Annotated in this window: 17 protein-coding genes; 14 read left to right on the plus strand and 3 right to left on the minus strand. The window is 32.1% G+C overall.

Annotated features, from left to right (window positions below):
- Positions 1-474, minus strand: coding sequence for an Mpo1 family 2-hydroxy fatty acid dioxygenase (locus OH806_RS15110; protein WP_264744512.1), 474 nt, complete (start codon positions 472-474; stop codon positions 1-3).
- A 71-nt stretch (positions 475-545) separates the two neighbouring features.
- On the opposite strand from OH806_RS15110, the gene OH806_RS15115 reads away from it, so the two are divergent.
- The 5 genes from OH806_RS15115 to OH806_RS15135 all read left to right on the plus strand — a co-directional run bounded on the left by OH806_RS15115 (position 546) and on the right by OH806_RS15135 (position 6,498).
- The gene (locus OH806_RS15115; protein ID WP_264744513.1) at positions 546-1,391 is read left to right on the plus strand and encodes a helix-turn-helix domain-containing protein; all 846 of its coding nucleotides are present in this window, start codon (positions 546-548) and stop codon (positions 1,389-1,391) included.
- A gap of 89 nt (positions 1,392-1,480) precedes the next feature.
- Positions 1,481-2,791, plus strand: coding sequence for a TolC family protein (locus OH806_RS15120; RefSeq protein WP_264744514.1), 1,311 nt, complete (start codon positions 1,481-1,483; stop codon positions 2,789-2,791).
- Positions 2,792-2,816: 25 nt separating this feature from the next.
- Positions 2,817-3,932 carry an HlyD family secretion protein gene (locus OH806_RS15125; RefSeq protein ID WP_264744515.1) on the plus strand — a complete coding sequence of 372 codons (1,116 nt, stop codon included), beginning with the start codon at positions 2,817-2,819 and terminating at the stop codon, positions 3,930-3,932.
- Positions 3,933-3,939: 7 nt separating this feature from the next.
- A complete protein-coding gene (locus OH806_RS15130; RefSeq protein WP_264744516.1) occupies positions 3,940-5,532 on the plus strand; it encodes an MFS transporter in 1,593 nt (530 codons plus the stop codon).
- A 261-nt stretch (positions 5,533-5,793) separates the two neighbouring features.
- Positions 5,794-6,498 (plus strand): class I SAM-dependent methyltransferase, encoded by a 705-nt coding sequence (locus OH806_RS15135; protein ID WP_264744517.1) that lies wholly within the window; start codon positions 5,794-5,796, stop codon positions 6,496-6,498.
- Here the strand turns inward: OH806_RS15135 and OH806_RS15140 are convergent.
- Entirely contained in the window at positions 6,471-7,136 is a 666-nt protein-coding gene (locus OH806_RS15140; protein ID WP_264744518.1) for a hypothetical protein, read from the minus strand. The genes OH806_RS15135 and OH806_RS15140 overlap by 28 nt on opposite strands.
- A 55-nt stretch (positions 7,137-7,191) precedes the next feature.
- Positions 7,192-9,225, minus strand: coding sequence for a methionine--tRNA ligase (gene metG, locus OH806_RS15145; RefSeq protein ID WP_264744519.1), 2,034 nt, complete (start codon positions 9,223-9,225; stop codon positions 7,192-7,194).
- A 330-nt stretch (positions 9,226-9,555) separates the two neighbouring features.
- On the opposite strand from metG, the gene OH806_RS15150 reads away from it, so the two are divergent.
- The 9 genes from OH806_RS15150 (at position 9,556) to OH806_RS15190 (ending at position 21,746) form a co-directional block, all read left to right on the plus strand.
- Positions 9,556-12,282 (plus strand): SusC/RagA family TonB-linked outer membrane protein, encoded by a 2,727-nt coding sequence (locus tag OH806_RS15150; protein WP_264744520.1) that lies wholly within the window; start codon positions 9,556-9,558, stop codon positions 12,280-12,282.
- A gap of 13 nt (positions 12,283-12,295) precedes the next feature.
- Entirely contained in the window at positions 12,296-13,888 is a 1,593-nt protein-coding gene (locus OH806_RS15155) for a RagB/SusD family nutrient uptake outer membrane protein (protein WP_264744521.1), read from the plus strand.
- Positions 13,889-13,908: 20 nt separating this feature from the next.
- Positions 13,909-15,015 carry a SusE domain-containing protein gene (locus OH806_RS15160; protein WP_264744522.1) on the plus strand — a complete coding sequence of 369 codons (1,107 nt, stop codon included), beginning with the start codon at positions 13,909-13,911 and terminating at the stop codon, positions 15,013-15,015.
- 77 nt (positions 15,016-15,092) lie between these two features.
- Positions 15,093-17,246, plus strand: a complete 2,154-nt coding sequence (locus OH806_RS15165; RefSeq protein WP_264744523.1) for a glycoside hydrolase family 97 protein — start codon at positions 15,093-15,095, stop codon at positions 17,244-17,246.
- Positions 17,247-17,333: 87 nt separating this feature from the next.
- Positions 17,334-17,555: a hypothetical protein gene (locus OH806_RS15170; protein ID WP_264744524.1), complete on the plus strand. Its 222-nt coding sequence runs from the start codon at positions 17,334-17,336 to the stop codon at positions 17,553-17,555.
- Between the two features lie 73 nt (positions 17,556-17,628).
- Positions 17,629-18,873, plus strand: coding sequence for a radical SAM protein (locus tag OH806_RS15175; protein ID WP_264744525.1), 1,245 nt, complete (start codon positions 17,629-17,631; stop codon positions 18,871-18,873).
- The gene (locus OH806_RS15180; protein ID WP_264744526.1) at positions 18,870-19,703 is read left to right on the plus strand and encodes a hypothetical protein; all 834 of its coding nucleotides are present in this window, start codon (positions 18,870-18,872) and stop codon (positions 19,701-19,703) included. Before OH806_RS15175 ends, OH806_RS15180 begins: the two co-directional genes overlap by 4 nt.
- Before the next feature lie 5 nt (positions 19,704-19,708).
- The gene (locus OH806_RS15185; RefSeq protein WP_264744527.1) at positions 19,709-20,581 is read left to right on the plus strand and encodes a hypothetical protein; all 873 of its coding nucleotides are present in this window, start codon (positions 19,709-19,711) and stop codon (positions 20,579-20,581) included.
- 19 nt (positions 20,582-20,600) lie between these two features.
- Positions 20,601-21,746 (plus strand): hypothetical protein, encoded by a 1,146-nt coding sequence (locus OH806_RS15190; protein ID WP_264744528.1) that lies wholly within the window; start codon positions 20,601-20,603, stop codon positions 21,744-21,746.
- Positions 21,747-21,794: the final 48 nt, after the last annotated feature.

Below are 21,794 nucleotides of genomic sequence, written 5' to 3' on the forward strand. Positions count from 1 at the left end.
CTAATATCTGATTCCTAATTTTTTAAGAATAAAACTTAAAAGCCATATCGGGCCGATTAGAAGAAACTGTAAATCTTTCAGAAAAGATGGTTTTTTACCTTCAATTTTATGACCAATGAATTGAAAAATCCAGGTTATTATAAAAACTGATAGGTATAAAATCCATGATTTTGTTCCGAAAGTTACGTTAACTAAAGAAACGAAATGTTCCATTAAAAGCATCACAAAAATCATAATGAATGCAATTCTCCAAGACAATCGCAGGTAAAAAACTGTGACTAAAATTATAGAGATAAAACTTGCAATACTCAAAAAACCAAAATATTTCAAATACATATTAGGCGTAGGAATATAAGAAATAAACCCTAAAATTGTCCAGAAAATCAAGGGAACACAAATCCAATGAATGAATTTATTGGTTGAATTTCTGTGACTTTCGCCATATTCTGCTAGTAATAAATCAATCTTTCTCATGGTTAGGAATTTGGAATACACTAAAATAATAAAATTTTGTAACCGTTCATGAGTTTGCTTACATTTGTATTATGTCTGTCTTAGAAAAATTCGGAGTTGAGATTTTTACACAGTTTAATGTATTCGAGAGGGTAGCTCTTGCAAAGCCTTTTCGTCCTGATAACCCGTCGTTTATGTTTGTGAAGTCAGGGAAAATGAAGTTGAGACAACATTTCAACGATTTAGAACTTTCTGAAAATATGTTTATGGTGACGGATCCACAAACTGTTTATGAAGTTATTTCTGTGAGTGATGATTTTCAATCGAGAATGGTTGCTTATAAAAGAGAGTTTATTTCGGCTTTATCTTTGAAGTTCAATAGGTTAATTACTTATCGTTATTTCAGGCAACAGATGAATATAGGTGTGCCATTTCACCCTGATGAGCTGGAGGTTGTCTGGAAAAGTTTGGATTTCATCAAATATATTTTGGATTCTCAGACAGATATGATTTACAAGAAAGATATTGTAAGGCATCTTTTCTCTGTTTTTTGTTATCAAATGGCTGGGATTATTTCAAAAGAGGATAATAATTCTATGACTCAGATGTCTAGGCAAGAAGAGATTGTTTTTAAATTTTTAAATGATGTTGCTTTACATCATCATACTGAACGTACAGTTGAGTTTTACGCTGAACGGCAGTCGATTACAACCAGACATCTTTCGTCTGTTGTAAAGGAAATTACAGGTAAATCTGCAAGCCAGATTATAGCTTTAGTGGTTCTGAATGAGGCAAAAGTATTATTAAACTCATCAAATAAGACTATTTCAGAGATTTCTTCTACTCTTGGTTTTAGTGACCAATATTCATTTTCGCATTTTTTTAAGAAACATGTAGACGAAAGCCCTTCACAATATAGAAATCAGTTTAAAAGTTAAAATCTTACATTTGAACATCTTTTTCCAAAAATTAAACATTTGTTTGATTTTGACGATGCTGTAATTTTGCATCTGTAAAACAAGGTAAAATGACAAATAATGTAAAAAAAGCACTATCTCTACTGATAGCAGTTTTTCCTGCGCTATTTTTCTCACAAGAAATAAAAAAGTTGACTGCAAGTGAAGTTGCAGAACTTGCGATACAAAATCACCAACAACTAAAGGTTACAGAACAAAATATTGGTATAGCAAAACAGAACACCAATGTTGCTAAACTTCAAAAATTACCAACTGTGACGGCCTCTACAAGTCAGTTTTATTTGGGGGATGCTGTAGCGATAGATAAAGATTTTTCCAATTCTACGACTATTCCAATGCCTCATTATGGAAGTTCTTATGCCGTTCAAGCAAGTCAGCTAATTTTCAAAGGAGGGTTGGTAAATAAATCTATTGAGATGGCGGAACTTCGTGAGCAACTTTCAGAGTTAGATTTAGAAAAGAACAAACAGGATGTTAAACTTTTAGTGATTTCTAATTATCTAGATATTTATAAAATTTTGAATCAGCAACAAGTTTTTGAAAACAATAAAAAGCTGGCTCAGGAGCGCCTGAAAAATATTCAGAAATTCTATCAACAAGGTATGCTTACCCGAAACGAAGTTATTCGTGCTGAATTAGCAATTAAAAATTTAGACCAAGGGATTCTGACTTTAGCTAATAATAGAAAAATCCTTAACTACAATCTAAATATTGCATTAGGATTACCGCCCGACACAGAAATTATTCCGATTGAAAATATAGAAAATAAAGAAAGCGGAATTGGGCTAGATTATTACATGAGTCTTGCTCATGAAAGCAATCCTTTGATGAAATCGGTAAAAACAAATATTGATGTTGCCGACAAAAATATAGAAATCATAAAAACCGATAAAATGCCAACTGTAGCAGGTTTTGGAGGATATACTTTACAAAGACCTGTTACGACAAGAAATCCTGTTTTGGATATGTATTCGGGAGGTTGGCAAACGGGAGTTTCTATCAGTTATAATATTGATAACCTTTACAAAACAAAGGAAAAAGTAAAATTGGGTGAACTTCAAAAGAATCAGGCAAATGATGCGATGACTCTTACTGCTCAAAATATTGATATGATGGTAAATGCAGCTTATGTGAAGCATCAGGAATCTATTCAACAGGCTGAAATCTTGAATGACGCTAAAAAATTAGCTGAAGAAAATTACAAAATTACCGAAGCTAAATATCTTAACCAATTGGCTGTACAAGCAGAAATGATTGATGCGCAAAATCAAAAATTACAATCAGAATTAGATTATGCAAATGCAGAAATCAATGTATTGTACCAATATTATAACCTTCTGAAATCTACAGGAACTCTTTAATTATTTTAAACTGAAAAACAAGACAATGGAAAATAAAGAACAAAATACTCAAAATACACAGGCAACTCCAGCTGAATCAAGTGCAGTGATTAAGAAAAAAGAAACTAAAAAGAATAGAATAAGAGCGATTATTTCAAACATTATCGTATTTCTGGTTCTAGGTTTCGGATTATTTTGGCTGGTTCGTGAGTATTTTCACATCGGGAACAAAACATATACAGAAGCAGCTCAGGTTGAGGAATTTATTAATCCAATTAATACGAGGGTTTCAGCTTACATCAAGGAAATTAAATTTATTGAACACCAAAATGTAAAAAAAGGGGATACTCTGGTGATTCTTGATAACAGTGAAATTTTAACACAATTAGGACAGGCTGAAGCTGCTTATCAAAATGCTTTGGCTCAAAGAGCAGCGACGAGTTCATCTGTAAATACGGTTTCTAATAATGTAAACGTTATGGAATCTAATATTGCAGGAGCAAAAGCAAGATTATGGAATGCTGAGCAAAATTTGAACAGATACAAAAATCTTTTGGCTTCCGAAGCGGTAACAAGACAACAATATGACCAGGTGAAAACCGAATATGATGCTCAAAAAGCAGCTTATGAAACATTGGTAAATCAAAAACAATCTGCCAATCTTTCTACCACAGAAGTTAAAAGTAAGTTCGGAATTATTGATGCGGAAATCAAAAGAACGAAGTCTGCTCTGGAAATGGCAAAAATTAATCTTTCTTATACAGTGATTACAGCTCCTTATGACGGAGTAATGGGAAGAAGAACGATTTCTGAAGGTCAGTTGATTCAACCGGGGCAACAGGTTGCTACAATTGTTTTAAACGAGCAAAAATGGGTAACTGCTAATTTTCTTGAAAGTCAGATGCCGAATATAAAAATAGGTCAAAAAATGACGTTGTCTGTTGATGCATTAGGTGGAGAAAAATTTGAAGGGGTAGTTACAGCAATTTCAGCAGCAACAGGTTCAAGATATTCTAATGTTCCGACGGATAACTCCACAGGTAATTTTATTAAAGTACAGCAAAGAATTCCTGTGAGAATAGAGTTTACAGATGCTAACAAAAAAGAAGACGTTGCTAAACTCCGTGCAGGAATGAATGTAAATGTAAACATCAATAAGTAATTAAAATATGTATAATAAAGGCTTATATCATGATTGGGTTCCAAAACCTGTACAGCTATTATTTATCATATTGCTGCTTATTGTAGTGATGCCTCTTGGAGGGGTTTATACAGGAAATATAAGCTATCTGGTAAGTGGAACCGGAGCGATGTCTGAATATTTCATGTGGGCAAATTATGCTACTACAATTGGGATGGGAGCGAGTATGCCAATTGTTCTCAGAACGAAAATGAGATTTAAGGTTCGTGATAAAATGGTTTTCCTCTTAGTAGCTTTAGGATTGTTGAGTTTTATTAATTCTACCACTTTAGAACCAATGATTTTCGTTTTTTCGTCATTGCTTATTGGTTTTTTTAAGATGATGACCACTATAGAATTGTTTTTACCATTAATGATGATGATTGGGAACAGAGGAATGTTTTATGGCGCTTTCTATACTTTTGTTTTGGTTATAAGTCAGATTTCGGGATATTATGCGGTTGAGATTTCAATCAAATACAATTGGCAGCATTTCTATATTATTATGGCAATAGGATGCTTTGCTCTTGCTCTTTTGCATTGGGTTGTTATGCATGATAAATATTTTGCCCTGAAAGTTCCGTTGCATTATATCGATTGGCTGAGTATTTTGCTTTTTGCGGCAACATTTATGTTTTCTGCCTATGTTTTTTCATTCGGAAAACAGCAGGATTGGTGGAATTCAAAGAATATCATCAATGCAAGTATTGCAGCTTTTATAAGTTTTGCATGTCTTACAATTCGTCAGTTGACTCTTAAAAGACCGTATTTGTCATTTAAAATTTTTACTAAAAATAATGTACAGCATGGTTTGTTTATGTTGTTTTGGATAGGAATGTTTTTGGGAACTGCTTCTATACAAAATACTTTTGCAATCGGTGTTTTAGGATACGACCAACTCACGAACGCAAAATTAAGTTTATTAATGATTCCGGGATTGCTTCTTGCTGGGATTGTGGCTTTATTTTGGTTCAAAAAAGAATTTCCGTTGAAAATGTACATTTTTTCAGGGTTTTCGGCAATGATGGGGTATGCTATCATCATGTATTTTTCGATGGTTTTGGAATTTAACTTTGAAGGCTGGTATTTACCGATGTTTTTGAAAGGTTATGGTATGTGTTCGCTTTTCATTGCGGTTTGGTTTTATACACTGGATAAACTTGAAATAAATGATATGCTTGCAGCAATCGGATTGGTTTTGGTTTGGAGAACTTTTTTGGCTGTCGGGTTTTTCTCTGCTTTTTACTCTTGGTTTCAGTATCGTTTTCAGGTGGTTGCGATAGGAGATTTGGCGGTTTATATGGACGGAATGACAATTACTCCGCAAACGGTAGCTTCAAATCTGAAAGCCATTCAGTTAAATGCCATTTTGGTAGCCAATAAGAAAATATTCGGATATATTATTTTAGTTGGTTTTGGAGTTTTGATTTATGTTTTCACTCACCACTTCGGAAAAGAACGTTTCCAATATTTAAGATTTATCAGAGTATTGGGCGGAAAATCAGTAATTGCCAGAAGAAGACTTCAGGAACGCAAAAAATTAATGGAAGAAATAAAGGACGCCGCAGGTCCTGCGATGTAAAAAAATACCTTGTTTTTCACGAGTAAAGTCAGTTCTTGTTCCTGAGAATTGGCTTTACTTTTTTATTAGGAGCTTTTTCCCGCTATCCACTTTTACTCCTCGCTCCAACGCTGTATCCTGCCTTTGCTATGGGGTAACCGTTTCTATCGGGGCTAATAAAATTTTGTAGCGAAAATTTTATTCCATAAAGGGTAATTTCAATGAAAACCCCCCGGAAATATCAGTTCAAAAACCATTATCTTTGTAATCATAATTACAGCTATGAAAGACTTAATGGGTAAGGCAATTTGGGACTATTACCACAATGAAAATCCTGAAGATTTGCAGACTGAAACTTCAATTTCGGAATTGGATGAACTTCCGGTACATTATCTTTTCAGAGATTTTGAAGAAATGAATACAATAGAAAGAAAGGCTTTAGAGTTATCTAAAGGAAAAGTTCTTGATGTTGGAGCAGGAGCGGGTTCCCATTCTTTATATCTTCAAAATGAAAAAGAATTGGATGTTACAGCATTAGATATTTCTCCAAAATCTATTGAAGTCTGTAAACTCCGAGGAATTGAAAAGGCTGTTTCTGAAAATGTGCTTCATTTTTCGGAAGAAACTTTTGATACTATTCTGTTATTAATGAACGGAACCGGAATTTTTCAAAGTCTTTTGATAATCGATATTTATCTTAAAAAACTTCATTCTTTACTCAACTCGGGAGGTCAGGTTTTGATTGATGGTACGGATATTTTATATATGTTTGACCAGGATGAAGATGGAGGATTTTATATTCCTGCAGAAGGGTATTATGGTGAATTAGATTATATAGTTCATTACAAAGGTGAATCTGAAGACCCGATAAAATGGCTTTATCTTGATTTTAATACGTTGAAAAATGCTGCTGAAAATAATGGGTTTAAAATTGAAATGATTTTGCAGGAAGATGATTCTTATTTAGCAAAACTTACCAAGAAATAAGATGAAAACCAGTTTTGATAATTAATAATGATTAAATAAAGTATTATTAAAGATATTATAATTGGAAGAATAGGAGACTTGGCTTTATAAGGAAGTTTTTTGGGTGTGAAAGTTACCCAAAATACAAGTAAAATTAATGAGCCAATACTAGAAACGAAAAATTCTGGACTGTATTTATAAGTAAAAAAGTTTTTGTTGGTGTTTTCATATATAAAAGGAACCAAGAAATTTTGAATTGGTAAGAAAATAAAGCCAAAAATTAAGGTTAAAGCAGCAGGGATATTTTTCTTTAACTTAATAAAATTGAGTGCTAATAAAATTGATCCTGGAATACTACCTAAAAATAAAGAGATAATTAAGATCAATTCTCTGGAATAAAGTCTTATGGCATTTGGGTCTTCTGTAATATGATCTTTCCAGAGTTCTCGCTCTTCATTGAGTTTGTCTTCTTCAACCTGTTTCTTATGCTGAATGATTTGCTGAATTTTAGCTTTTTCTTTTTCTGTAAAAAGGCGTCCTCTTTCTTCTAGGATAATCATGGCAATTTCTATCGCTTCGGGTACAAAACGATTCCCGTCTTTTACATATTTTTCTAATTCAGCATCGGAAAGTTTAATTAATGCACTTTTTTTGACCATGATTAAAAGAAAATGGGCATATTATATGCCCATTTATTATAGATCTGATTAAGATTTATCCTATTTCAATACCATTTTCTACTTTATCATCAGGAGTAACGAAAGATAGTTTTCCGTCTGATTTTGTTGTTAACAATAACATTCCCTGAGATTCAATTCCTCTGATTTTTCTTGGTGCAAGATTTAATAAAATCATTACTTGCTTACCTACGACTTCTTCAGGAGTGAAGCTTTCTGCAATCCCTGAAACTACAGTTCTTACATCTACACCAGTATCAACGGTAAGCTTTAGCAATTTATCAGCTTTTTCTACTTTTTCAGCTTCTAAAATTGTTGCTGTTCTCAAGTCGATTTTCGTAAAATCATCAAAAGTGATTTCGTTTTTCATAGGGTTGGCGTTAGGGTTTGTTTTTTTGTTATTTTGCTTTGTATTCTCCAGTTTCTGAATCTGAGCTTCAATTACATCATCTTCAATTTTTGAGAATAAAAGAGATGCTTCATTGATTTTGTGACCTGTTTCAATTAAAACATTTTTAGTTTCAATATCATTCCAGTTTGATTTTTCAACATTGAACATGTTTAGTAATTTCTCAGAGCTGAAAGGCATAAATGGCTCAGAAAGTTGTGCTAATGCCACAGCAATTTGAGCTCCCACAAATAATGAATGTGCTGCTTTTTCAGGATTATCTTTAATTGTTTTCCAAGGCTCTTCTGTCTGAAGATATTGATTTCCGAAACGAGCTAAATTCATTAATGCTGTTAAAGAATTTCTAAACTCATAATTTTCTAAGAATCCTGAAATTTCTTTAGCTGCTTTGTTGATTTCTGCTAATTCAGGAGTATTAGAATCTCCTTGAGGAACAATTCCATCATAATATTTATGAATAAGAACGGCAACTCTGTTGATGAAGTTTCCGAAAATTCCTACCAGTTCAGAATTATTCTTCGTCTGGAAATCCTTCCACGTAAAATTATTATCCTTGGTTTCCGGAGCAGATGAAAGCAGAGCGTATCTCAAAACATCTTGCTGTCCAGGGAAATCTTCTACATATTCATGCGCCCAAACCGCCCAGTTTCTAGAAGTAGAAATTTTATCGTTTTCAAGGTTCAAAAATTCGAAAGCAGGAACATTTTTCGGCATGATGTAATCTCCGTGAGCTTTCATCATTGAAGGGAAAATAATACAGTGGAATACAATATTATCTTTTCCGATAAAGTGAACCAAATCACTTTCTTCACTTTGCCAATAATCTTTCCAATTTTTTCCGTTCTTTTCTGCCCATTCTTTGGTGAAAGAAATATATCCGATTGGTGCATCAAACCATACATAAAGTACTTTTCCTTCTGCATTCGGAAGCGGAACAGGAACTCCCCAGTTCAAATCTCTGGTCATGGCACGAGGTTTTAAACCATCGTTTAACCAAGATTTTACTTGTCCGTAAACGTTGGGTTTCCAATCGTCTTTATGACCTTCAATAATCCATTCGTTTAGGAAATTTTCATATTCATTTAAAGGAAGATACCAGTTTTTTGTTTCTTTCAGAATTGGTACATTCCCACTTAACATTGATTTTGGATTGATAAGCTCTGATGGAGAAAGGGTGGAGCCACATTTTTCGCACTGGTCTCCATAAGCATTGTCATTTCCACAGTTAGGACATGTTCCAACAATGTATCTGTCAGCTAAAAATTCTCCAGCTTGTTCGTCAAAATATTGTTCGGATAGTTCTTCAGTAAATTTTCCTTTTTCATAAAGAACTTTAAAGAAGTCCTGACTTGTCTCGTAATGTTTTTTTGAGGTAGTTCTTGAATATTCATCAAAAGAAATTCCTAAGTCTGAGAAAGATTTTTTGATGATTTCATGGTATTTATCTACAATATCCTGAGGTGTGACACCTTCTTTTTTCGCTCTGATTGTAATAGGAATCCCATGTTCGTCTGAACCACAAATAAAAGCTACATCTTTTCCTAATCTTCTTTGAAATCTTGCGTAAACATCTGCAGGGATATAAACTCCTGCTAAATGTCCTATATGAACCGGTCCGTTTGCATAAGGCAAAGCAGCCGTAATCATCTTTCTGTTTGACATTTATAGTTGAATTTTGTTGTGCAAAGATAAGGATAATCCAGAAAGTATTGATACAGTTTTTTTATGCTTTTTAACCTTGTTTGAAGTGTGATATTAAATTTAGTTAAACGTATGTTTAACTTTTTATTAACTTTTAAATATCTTCTGTATTTAGGAATTTAATTTAACTGGTTGTAAAGCAGTGTTTTAATTGTTGGTTAGCAATTAATTTAAGAAAAATTATGTAAAAATAGATTAAAATTATGATAACTCTATTTTTTTTATAAATTGCAAGTCTGGTTTTTCACCAGATTATGGATAAAAGAAACTATATAAAATAAAAACAAGATTGTGAAAAATTTTACAACGGTATTAAAAATCGCGCCTGCATTTTTATTGGCTAGTACAGTAATTCATGCGCAAACTAAAGACTCTATCACAAAAGAGAAAAAAATAGAGGAGGTTGTACTGATTGGGTATGGTAAACAGAAGAAGACTGATCTAACGGGATCTATTACTGCTATTTCAGCTAAAGATTTTAATGAAGGGAGCATTAATTCAGCTGAACAATTAATACAAGGAAGGGCTTCAGGTTTACAAATTACTAATAATGGTGGTGCACCAGGTTCAGGGGCAACAATTAGGATTAGAGGAGGAGCTTCTTTAAATGCTAGTAATGATCCTTTGATTGTTATTGATGGTGTACCTGTGGATAATAATGGAATTAGTGGAGCGTCAAATCCATTGGCCTTAATTAACCCAAATGATATTGAAAGTTTCAGTATTTTAAAAGATGCTTCTGCAACGGCAATATATGGGAGTAGAGCATCTAATGGTGTAATAATTATTACAACAAAAAAAGGAACTTCAGGAAAAATAAAGGTTAATTATACAGCTACAACTTCTTTATATGAGAAAATGGGTAATATCAATATGTTATCTACAGAACAATTTAGAGATGTAGTCTTGAATAAGGCGCTTCCTTCCTATCAAGCATTGTTGGGTAATTCAAATACTAATTGGCAGAATGAGATTTATCAGAAAGCTTTAGGATTTGATAATTCAGTATCATTATCTGGAGGAATTAAAGGATTACCATATAGACTATCTTTAGGATATCTAAATCAAGATGGTATTATTAAAACAAATAATATTGAAAGAACCACGGCTTCTTTAAACTTAAATCCTAAATTATTTGATAAGCATTTGGATATTAATTTTAATATCAAAGGAACTTATGCAGAGAATAGGTTTAAAGAAGACGGAGCAATTGGTGCTGCTGTAGTATTTGATCCTACTAAACCTGTTTATGATTCTTCATTTACAAATTATAATGGTTATTGGGAATGGCTGAATTCAAATGGAGATGGGAAACCTAATACTAATGCTACGAAGAATCCTGTTTCTATGTTGAATCAAAGATGGGATCTTTCTTATGTGAAAAGAGTCTTAGGAAACATTCAGTTTGATTATAAATTTCATTTTTTACCTGAATTGAGAGCAAACTTGAATTTAGGATATGATTATAGTGATTCTAATGGAAATACCACAGTATTACCTTCTGCAGCAATGGTCTACTATAAAGAAGGAACTTATAGAAGATATACTCAGGAAAAAAAGAATAAATTATTAGATTTTTATTTTAATTATTTAAAAACAGTAGAATCTTTAAAGTCTACATTTGATGTAACATTAGGATATTCTTATCAAGATTGGCAAAAGTCTGAGCCTTTTGCTCCTACTATACTTGGGACGGGAATTTTAGAACCAGCCAGTGGTAATGACACATTCACTCAAAATACTATTTTATCTTATTTTGGGCGTTTCAATTATACATTTAATAATAAATATTTATTAACAGCTACTTTAAGAAGAGATGCTTCATCAAGATTTAGTAAAGATAATAGAGTTGGTTATTTTCCTTCGGTTGCTTTAGCATGGAAAATAGACCAAGAAAATTTTCTTAAAAATTCTAATGTAGTTTCAACATTAAAATTAAGAGCAGGATGGGGGCAAACGGGACAGCAGGAGATTGGGGGTGATTATCCATATTTAGCAAGATATATAATGTCCAATAGTGGTGCGATGTATCAGCTGGGTGATGAGTTTATTAATACTTTAAGACCCCAAGGGTATGATAAAAACATTAAATGGGAAACTACTACGACAACGAATATTGGGTTGGATTTTGGTTTTTTAAAGGATAGAATTAACGGTTCTATTGAGATCTATGAAAAAAAATCTAAAGATTTACTTGCATTAGTACTTGTCCCAGCAGGAGCAAATCTTACCAATATATTATGGACAAATATTGGAGATTTAAAAAATAAAGGTATTGAGGCAAATGTAAATTTTAAAGCAATAAATAATTCTAATCTTACGTGGGATATCAATGTAAATGCTACACATTACAAGTCTGAAATAGTTTATATAGCAGGTACAAAATCTTTACATGGAGGAATTGGTGGAGGAACAGGTAACACAATCCAAGTACACACAGAAGGATATCAACCAAGTGCATTCTATGTGTATCAACAAGTGTATGATAATGCAGGAAAATCAATAGAGGGAGTTTATGTTGATAGAAACGGAGATGGAGTTATTAATAGTTCAGATTTATATGAGTACAAATCTCCTGCACCTAAAGTATTATTAGGGTTTTCTACTAAATTAGCATATAAAAATTGGGATTTAGGATTTACTATGAGGGCTAGTCTTGGAAACTATGTATATAATAATGTAGCTTCTCAATATGGAAATCTTCAAGGGATATCAAATAATTCTTATTTACAAAATATTCATTCAAGCTATTTAGATACTGGATTTGAAAGGGGGCAGTATTTTTCAGATTATTATGTTGAAAATGCATCATTTTTGAGAATGGATAATATAAATGTAGGATATAATCTTCCAAGTTTTATTAGTAAAAATTCAAAAATGAGAATTTTTGGTTCTGTGCAAAATGCTTTTATTGTAACTAAATACAGTGGCTTAGATCCTGAAGTGTTTAATGGTATAGATAATAATTTGTATCAAAGACCAAGAGTTTATTCATTAGGATTTAATTTTCAATTTTAATTAAAAGAATATCATGACATTAAGATATATAAATAAAATAGTATATACAGCTGGTATTACAGCAGCTTTTTTCCTTACTTCCTGTGAGGGAGATTTAGACAGAATGCCCGAAACGGAGGTTACTTCGGCTTCAGTATATGCCGATTTTTCGAATTATAAAGGAGTCTTGGCTAAAATTTATGCCGGGTTAGCAATGAGTGGTCAAGAAGGTGGAGATGGTAACCCTGATGTTGGAGGAATTGATGGAGGTACTTCAAATTATTTACGACAGTATTTTCAAATGCAAGAACTCCCAACAGATGAGGCTATTATTGCATGGAATGATGGTTCTTTGCCAGATATACATAATATGACATGGTCTGCTAATAATGAATTTATCAGAGCAATGTATTATAGAATTTATTATCAGATTGCAGTAGCCAACGAGTTTATAAGAGAAACATCGGATGAAAAATTAGCTTCTAGAAATATTACAGGACAAAATGCAGAAGTTTCTAAACTTTATAGAAATGAAGCTAGATTTATGAGGGCGCTAAGTTATTTTCATTCTATTGATTTGTTTGGGAATGGCCCATTTGTTACTGAGGCAACAGAGGTAGGGGTAACTCCACCACCGAGAATAGATAGAAAATCTTTGTTTGTATATATTGAAACAGAGCTAAAAGATTTAGAAAATCTTTTAAAAGATCCTAGAACAAATGAATACGGGAGAGCGGACAAAGCAGCTGTTTGGATGCTTCTTTCGAAATTATATTTGAATGCAGAAGTTTATACGGGGCAGCCTAGATATTCAGATGCAAGAGTGTATGCTGAAAAAGTTATTAATGCAGGATATTCTTTAATGGCAAATTATGGGGACCTATTTTTAGCGGATAACAATATAGGAAATAATGAAGCTGTCTTTTCAGTCAATTTTGATGGACAACACACTAGAACTTTTGGTGGTACTACTTATATAATTCATGGGTCTGTTGGAGGAAGTATGAATCCAGGTCAATTTGGTATTAATAGTGGTTGGGGAGGATTGAGATCTACTAAAAACCTAGTGAATCTTTTTCCAGATCCTAATGGAAACTTAGATAAAAGAGGAAAGTTCCATTCGGATGGTCAAAATTTAGAGATTAGTAATGTTTTCTCTTTTACGGATGGTTATCCATTAATTAAATTTAAAAATGTAAAAAAAGATGGTTCTCAAGGCTCTGATACAACAGGAGATTTTGTAGATACTGATTTCCCAATGTTTAGGCTTGCAGAAGCATATCTAATATATGCAGAAGCTGTTTTACGTGGTGGCGGTGGAAGCAATGCTACAGCTATTCAATATATAAATCAATTAAGACAAAGAGCGTACGGAAATACATCAGGCAATGTGAGTTCAATAAACCTTGATTTTATTTTGGACGAAAGAGCTAGAGAACTTTCATGGGAAGCAGCAAGAAGATCAGATTTAATCCGATTTGGCAAGTTTACTTCTGGTTCATATCTTTGGCCATTTAAGGGAGGAGTCAAGGATGGTAAAGCTGTAGAAGGGTACAGAGCTCTTTATCCTATACCTGATTCAGATTTGAATGCCAATCCCAATTTAATTCAAAATCCTGGATATTAATCAAAAAACACTAACTGAAAATGAAACATTTTTTTAAAATAGTATCCCTATTGTTTATAGGTTTTCTAATAATTTCTTGCGAAAAAGATGAAGAACAAGCGATTTTAGGACAAGGTACCATTCCTACTTTAAAGGCAGATAAAACAAATCTTATTTTATTGAAAGATAACGAAGCTGATATTGCTGTGAAATTTGATTGGACTAATCCAAAATTTGAAACACAAGTTGCTTTGAAAAATGCATTAGAATTTTCAATTGCTGGAACTAATTTTCAAAGTATTAAAAGTGTAGACGTATCAGCTGTAGATTTATCTGCAACTTATACTGTAAGTGCTTTAAATAAAATTATGCTTGATGCTGGCTTGCTTCCGAATGTTGCAAATCAGGTTGAAGTGAGAATGAAGTCCTCTGTGGGAAGCATTGTTTTATACTCTAATACTGTTGCATTAACCGTCACACCATATTTAACAGAATTTCCTTCCTTTTATTTGGTTGGTGAGGCATCTGCTGTAGGTTGGAATGCAGGAAGTGCTCAATTATTATATAAAAATGAAAGTACTTCTACAATTTATACATATCTTGAAAACGGTAAGTCTTTCAGGTTTTTAGGGCAACAAGATTGGAATCCTTTAAATTATAGTTTAGATGCAGCAGGAATACAAGATGCTAATAAGTACTTTAAAACCTGGTCTTCAAATTTCGTAGCTGCACCAGCTGAAAATATTCAATTTACTGGAGCTACAGGTATGTATAAAATTGTAATTAATGCAGACCCAACACTAAAAAGTATTGAAGCAACTCCTTCTGCTGTTAATAACTGGAATCCTACTAACTTATATTTAGTGGGAACAGTTAATGGATGGAATGCGGGAACTGCAATCCCAATGACAAGTTTAGGAGATGGGAAATTTGAACATACAATTTCTCTTTCAGCAGGAACTCAGATTAAATTCTTGGGTCAACAATCTTGGGGAGATTTAGATTGGGGTAATATTTCAGCTGATGGAAATACGGGATATCTGGGACCAAAAGGAAGTAATGGAAATATTACTTTTGATGGTACAGGAGGAAGTTACAAAATTTCAGTTGATGTAAAATTGGGAATTTATAAAATTCAACCATTATAATATTATTTGAATTTACATAGCAAAGTGTTGCTTTACGGCAACACTTTTTTTATTTTTAAAGTTTATAAATAGTCATTATGAAGAAAATTACAGTTGGAGCTTTTTTGCTCTCAATGATGTTTGTGGGTATTAATGCACAATCCTTAAAATCACCGGACGGGAAGTTTGAAATGAATTTCCAACTAAAACAGGGAGTACCTTATTATAATCTTAAATATAACGGAAATGTGGTAGTTGAAGATTCAAAATTAGGGTTGAGATTATTTAAAGATACTGCCATAAAATTTGCTTCTGAAATTGCGAAGCCGGAAGATTTAAAATTTGATTTAAACAATGGTTTTACCAAAACTGATGAAAAAAGAGATTCTAAAAACGAAACTTGGCAGCCTGTATTAGGTGAAAAGAAAAATTATATCAATCATTATAACGAATTAGCAGTTACTCTTAATCAGACTTCTTCAGATAGAAGTATTGTTGTGAAATTCAGATTATTCAATGATGGATTAGGATTCAGATACGAATTTCCTCAACAAAAAAATCTTAATTATTTCGTAATCAGAGAAGAAGATTCTGAAATAGATTTTCCGACTGATATGAAAGCTTGGTGGATTGTAGCTGATTATGATTCTCAAGAATATCAGTATCAGGAAACTAAAATTTCTGAAATTCCTGCAAGATGGGATAAAGCTTACGATTCTAATGCATCTCAAAAGTTAATTAAAAATGCCGTTCAATCTCCTTTGATGCTTAAAAAAGAAGGGAAAGAACCATTGTACGTTAATGTTGCTGAAGCTGCTGTTTTGAATTATCCTGCTTCTCATCTTGAAGTTGATGCTCAAAATTATAAGTTTAAAACTCATCTTACTGCAGATAGACAAGGTGCAAAAGGGTATATTCAAACTCCTTCTGTAACGCCTTGGAGAACAATAATTGTTGCTCCAAAAGCGGAAGAAGTAATGGATTCGAAAATGATTTTCAACCTTAATGAACCAACAAAATATACCGATACTTCTTATATTAAACCAACAAAATATATGGGAGTTTGGTGGGAAATGATTATCGGAAAATCTCAATGGGCTTATTCTACCGCTGAAAATGTTCATTTGGGAGTTACTGATTTTTCAAAACTGACACCCAACGGAAAACATGCTGCCAATAATACTAGAGTAAAAGAATATATTGATTTTGCTGCGGAAAATGGTTTTGGTGGATTGCTGATTGAAGGTTGGAACGTTGGTTGGGAAGATTGGTTCGGTCATTCCAAAGAGTATGTTTTTGATTTTATTACTCCATATCCGGATTTTGATATTAAAATGTTGAATGAATATGCTCATTCCAAAGGAATTAAATTAATAATGCATCATGAAACATCTGGTTCAGCTACTAATTATGAGAGATGGGCAGATAAAGCATTTCAATTGATGAATAAATATGGTTATGAGTCTGTAAAAACAGGTTATGTAGGAGATATTATACCAAGAGGGGAGCACCATTATTCTCAATGGACGATTAATCATTATTACAGAATTGCGGAAAAAGCAAATGAGTATAAAATCATGATAAACTCTCATGAATCTGTACGTCCGACAGGGGAAAGCAGAACATATCCTAACTGGATTTCAGCTGAAGCAGCTCGTGGTACCGAGTATGATGCTTTTGGAGGAAATAATCCGGATCATCAGACAATTCTTCCGTTTACAAGATGGATGGGTGGTTCTATGGATTATACACCGGGGATTTTCCAGACAAAACTTGATTATTATTTCCCTGGAGATACCCGTTTTGTGAAAACAACTTTAGCAAAACAATTAGCGTTATATGTCACAATGTATATGCCTCTTCAAATGGCTGCAGATTTACCTGAAAACTATAAAAAACATATGGATGCTTTTCAGTTTATCAAAGATGTAGCTGCGGATTGGGATGATACAAAAATTTTAGCAGCCGAACCCGGAGATTATGTAGTTACAGCAAGAAAGGCAAAAGGCACAGAAAATTGGTTTGTTGGAGGTATTACAGACGAAAATAAACGTGATTATACAGTAGATTTTTCTTTCTTAGATAAAGGACAGAAGTATGAAGCTACCATATATGAAGACGGAAAAGATGCTGATTATATTAATAATCCTCAAAATTATAATATCTATAAGAAAATCATTACAAGTAAGTCGAAAATAAATTTTAAAATGGCTAGAAGTGGTGGTTTTGCAATAACTATTAAAAAAATGTAATTATTTTACAAATTACTCTTGTTCGTGTGAAAAATAATTTCTATATTTGGTGAATTAGTATAATTTATTAATAAAAACTATTTTACCATGAAAAAGAAACTTAAAATCACAAGCAGTTTAGAAGAAAAGAACATTCTAAAAAAAGCAATGCAATCGTCTGAAAATGTAGATTTGTATAAATCTATTTTTGGAGGTACTATTAATTCCGGAAATATGACTCAAAATTGTAATGTTGCGGTTATATCAGGGGCTTCTGCGGCTTATAATAAAATTGATCAATTCTTGTTAGCTACTACCCCTACTAAGTAGTAATTTCTAAATTAAAAATTCATAGTTCTTCGTTGTAATTAATAACGGAGAACTATTTTTTATCAGATATAGTATGATTACATCTTTTGTGTTAAAGGTTGCAAGTAGGTGCAATCTTAATTGCTCGTATTGTTATATGTATAATTTAGGTGATAAAACTTATTTGAAGCAGCCTAAATTTATGTCGATTGATACAATAAAAACTTTCGCAACTAAACTTAATGAATATTGTCTAGAAAATAATTTGAATAATATACAAATTGTTTTTCATGGTGGAGAACCTTTGTTAATATCCAAAGATTTTTATCGAGATTCAATTAAAATATTTAAGGAAACTCTTCCTAATAATTATTTTGATTTTGTGATACAAACCAACGGTGTTGGGTTAGACGATGATTGGTATCAATTATTCAATGAATTGAATATCAGAGTAGGTATAAGTATGGATGGCCCTCAGGAGTACCATGATAAATATCGTGTTTTTCATAATGGAAAAGGATCTTATGAGGAAGTTAAAAAAGCTATTACATTAGGACTAAATTATGGACTTAACGGTATATTGTCTGTAATTAATATTAAAATTCCTCCTCAAGAACTTTATGATGAAGTCAAGAGTCTTAAAATAAATGGACTTAATATTCTTCTTCCGGATGGTCATTTTGATCAACTTCCAGATGGGATGGAAAAAGAACTCGTTAATACAAGAAATTACACACCTTATGCAGATTGGCTTATAGAATTATTTAAAATTTGGAAAAACGACAAAGATAGAGTAAGTATAAGATTCTTTAAAACTCTTATTGATTTGATTGTAGGAGAGGATGAAGGAGATCAGATTTTAGGTAAAAATATTAATGGTGTTGCTGTTTTGGAAACCAATGGCAATTTAGAGGTTGCAGACTTTATAAGAGCTTGCTATGAAGGGATAACCAGGAATGATATTAATATTCATACTCATTCTATTGGTGATGTTTTTAATGATAGACTCTTTAATGTTTATATGAATGCTCATGCTATGGTATCACAAAAATGTCTTAACTGTTCAATTTATGATTTTTGCGGAGGCGGATTTTTAGGAAATCGATATTCTAACGATAGAGGTTTTGATAATCCTACCATTTATTGTCATGACATGATCAAACTTATCACTTATATTCAGAATGACATTATTGATGGAATTCCTGAGGACACGCAAAAGGAGATGGAATTGTCAAAGGTTTCTTATGAAGATATTGTGAATGAATTGGAAGATAATAATGAGGATATTATGATTGATACAGAGGTTAAAGAGAAATTAATGTATTATCGTTTGGCATGAATTTGAAAAAAGGAATGTATTTAGTTGGGAACTCTTGTCCTAGTTTGAGACAACAGCTTAAAATTAATACTGGAGTTGTTGCCGAAAAAGTTATAAATACAGGAATTGAGTATTTTGATAATGCTTATTTACCTGTTGATGATTGGCGAGATCTTACCGATACGGAATACAATATTCTTTCTTGCTCTAAGCAGAAGAATAAAATGTTTAATACTTTAGGACTGGGAGAGATTCCGGATGAATTGAAAAAGCTATTTAAAGAAATAAAGCTGGAAGAATGCAAAACTCTTTTTGATGTTCAGCCAAAATTTCAGGAAAATGAAAAACTTACAAAGAAACTTAATGGAGTATTAAACCAGTTTCTTAATCAAAAATCTGATACTCAAAGATATCATTTTCATCGTATTACAAGAGCTTTACCTGGTATGCATACAACAACCTTTCATCTTCATAATAAAGAGTTTATAAAGTATACCGGGCTGCATATAGATCAGAGTACCAAATTTACTCCCAATACAGCATACAAATCAGACAATAGAATCTCAATTAACATCAGTGAGGAGTCTAGATACCTCTATTTTGTAAATTTAACTTTGAAACAAATTTATGCCGATGTGAAGAAACATTATAAAGAAATTTCTATTACTTCAGATAATATTGTAGAGTTATTTTTTTCATTATACCCTAATTATCCTATCATAAGAATAGAAATAAAACCTTATCAATATTACATTGCTCCGACAGATAATTTCATCCATGACGGGAGTACTTTGGGAAATGAAAAGTTTGATATAACAATGGTGTTTGTGGGAGAGTTTAATAATTACTAATAACTATGAAACTAAAATCAGGAATCAAGATATACGGAAAGAATTTAGATAATGTTTTGGAAATAAATTCCGGGGTTGTGCATCATTCAGAGCAGGAACCTGTGGAAATTGTATTTAACGATATTAAGTTCAAGGCACAATATGAACCGAATGCACATTTAGCTAAAAGAGACTGGAGGAAACTTTCTGCTCAGGAGCTTCATGTCATAAAAGGAGATCATGTTAATAAAAAAGACTATAATTCAATTTTTATAGGAGAAATTCCTGAAGAGCTTAAAGAAATTTTCAATAAATTAAACCTCCATTCTGCCGTTTCAGATAACGATGCGGTTCAAAAATTTGTTGAAAACAAAGAGGTGGTTCAAGAATTAAATTCTCACCTCAATACATTGTTGGAAGAAATTTCATTGGCTCCGTATAAATTTATGAGTATTGCAACCAACTATCCCAACAGTGAAGTTGTTTCTTTAAATAAAAGAAAGTTGCCGGAAAATTATACCTTTAAAGACATTAGATATATAGGAGTTCATAAGGATAGCTCAAAAGACATGACATTGCATACTTGTTACCAATACGGAAATAGGTTTACCATAAATTTAGGAGAGCAAACGCGTTATTTTTTGTTCATTAATCTTACTATGAAACAGGCATATAATATGTTAAAAGAAAAAGAGGAGCTTAAGAATATAGAGATAATTAATGAAAATATTACCGATTATTTCCTAAAATATTATCCTGATTATCCTATGATTAAGGTGAAGCAGGAACCCTATCAGTTTTATATCGCTCCTACAGATAATTGTTTTCACGATGGTACAACAATGGGTAATACTGCAATAGATGTTGTAATTACCTATTTAGGGAAATTTTGTATGTAATTTTAAATATTATTAAGGTATGAAGTCTTTTTTTTCTTTATTTGTTTTGGTTTTTTTTGCAAATTTTTCATTTGCTCAAAAAAAATTACCTATTCTGAAAGCAAATCAGCCTAAAGCTGTAATTCATGAAATAGATAACGGCTTAAAAACAGACTGGAATATAGATCCGAAAATTAAAACGGATGTATATACGGTATCCAAAATAAGTGCTTCTAAAAAAATAGTTACAATAAAAACAGATATAGATTCCCTTACTCTGCGTATCAAAAAAGGAGAAAAAAAAGACTTTATTATTCTTCTTAAAGGTAAAGATTCTGCACTCACAAGAATAGAATCTTTACCTCCAAAAGACTTTAGTAAAATATCTTTTAAAGATACATTGCAACTTCATATTAATGAACAAAATACCATATTTGTAAAAACAGTCTTAAACGAAATAGATACTCTTTTACTTAATTTCGATACAGGAACAAGTGATCTTGTTCTTACTCAGGAAACATTAAAAAATAAAATTAAAAGCTCTTTAAAATCAGAACTAAATATTCTGAAAATAGGCAAAAAAGAATATCAAGGCTTTAGTATTTATCCAGCACAGCTTTCTGGTCATGGTACAGATGGTAGGTTTGGTTGGGATTTATTTGATGGTATGATTGTAGAATTAAATCATGATAAGGGAATAATGGTAGTGCATTCTCAGCTTCCTTCTTATGTAAAATCTCAATATTCTCCGCTCCAGATGAGGTATTTTAATAATGTTTTTATGGTAGAAGTAGAAATTAAACAGGATAAATCTAAAAATAAAGACTGGTATCTTTTTGATACGGGTTATCAAAGGACAGTAATGTTAGACGGTCCTTTATTGAATGAACAAGGTTTTCCAACGGAAAAAATGAAGACCATAAAAAAAGTGATAATGAAAGGAGCTCAAGGTAACGAAATACCGGTTATTACATCAAATCTTCAATCTTTATCATTAGCAAATATAAATTTAAATGACATTCCTGCACAACTTCTGTCGCAAAGTAGATTGGTAGGAGGTTCCAGAATGAATATTTTAGGAAATGAAGTAATAAAGAGATTCAATTTATTTCTAGATTTTCAAAAAAACAAAGTTTATGTAAAGCCTAATAATTGGATTGATCGTACTTATATTGAAAGTAAATAAGTCATTTTTTTCTCATTATTTAAGATTATTTTTTTTATTCGATTTTAT

Source organism: Chryseobacterium oryctis, from assembly GCF_025971925.1.
GTDB lineage: Bacteria > Bacteroidota > Bacteroidia > Flavobacteriales > Weeksellaceae > Chryseobacterium > Chryseobacterium oryctis.

What these genes read in the sequence shown, in the direction of transcription:
- OH806_RS15135 (WP_264744517.1), top strand. Translation starts at nt 5,794, where the DNA reads ATGAAAGACTTAATGGGTAAGGCAATTTGGGACTATTACCACAATGAA.
- OH806_RS15170 (WP_264744524.1), top strand. Translation starts at nt 17,334, where the DNA reads ATGAAAAAGAAACTTAAAATCACAAGCAGTTTAGAAGAAAAGAACATT.
- OH806_RS15155 (WP_264744521.1), top strand. Translation starts at nt 12,296, where the DNA reads ATGACATTAAGATATATAAATAAAATAGTATATACAGCTGGTATTACA.
- OH806_RS15115 (WP_264744513.1), top strand. Translation starts at nt 546, where the DNA reads ATGTCTGTCTTAGAAAAATTCGGAGTTGAGATTTTTACACAGTTTAAT.
- OH806_RS15110 (WP_264744512.1), bottom strand. Translation starts at nt 474, where the DNA reads ATGAGAAAGATTGATTTATTACTAGCAGAATATGGCGAAAGTCACAGA.
- OH806_RS15185 (WP_264744527.1), top strand. Translation starts at nt 19,709, where the DNA reads ATGAAACTAAAATCAGGAATCAAGATATACGGAAAGAATTTAGATAAT.
- OH806_RS15120 (WP_264744514.1), top strand. Translation starts at nt 1,481, where the DNA reads ATGACAAATAATGTAAAAAAAGCACTATCTCTACTGATAGCAGTTTTT.
- OH806_RS15130 (WP_264744516.1), top strand. Translation starts at nt 3,940, where the DNA reads ATGTATAATAAAGGCTTATATCATGATTGGGTTCCAAAACCTGTACAG.
- OH806_RS15180 (WP_264744526.1), top strand. Translation starts at nt 18,870, where the DNA reads ATGAATTTGAAAAAAGGAATGTATTTAGTTGGGAACTCTTGTCCTAGT.
- OH806_RS15190 (WP_264744528.1), top strand. Translation starts at nt 20,601, where the DNA reads ATGAAGTCTTTTTTTTCTTTATTTGTTTTGGTTTTTTTTGCAAATTTT.
- OH806_RS15140 (WP_264744518.1), bottom strand. Translation starts at nt 7,136, where the DNA reads ATGGTCAAAAAAAGTGCATTAATTAAACTTTCCGATGCTGAATTAGAA.
- OH806_RS15175 (WP_264744525.1), top strand. Translation starts at nt 17,629, where the DNA reads ATGATTACATCTTTTGTGTTAAAGGTTGCAAGTAGGTGCAATCTTAAT.
- metG (WP_264744519.1), bottom strand. Translation starts at nt 9,225, where the DNA reads ATGTCAAACAGAAAGATGATTACGGCTGCTTTGCCTTATGCAAACGGA.
- OH806_RS15125 (WP_264744515.1), top strand. Translation starts at nt 2,817, where the DNA reads ATGGAAAATAAAGAACAAAATACTCAAAATACACAGGCAACTCCAGCT.
- OH806_RS15160 (WP_264744522.1), top strand. Translation starts at nt 13,909, where the DNA reads ATGAAACATTTTTTTAAAATAGTATCCCTATTGTTTATAGGTTTTCTA.
- OH806_RS15165 (WP_264744523.1), top strand. Translation starts at nt 15,093, where the DNA reads ATGAAGAAAATTACAGTTGGAGCTTTTTTGCTCTCAATGATGTTTGTG.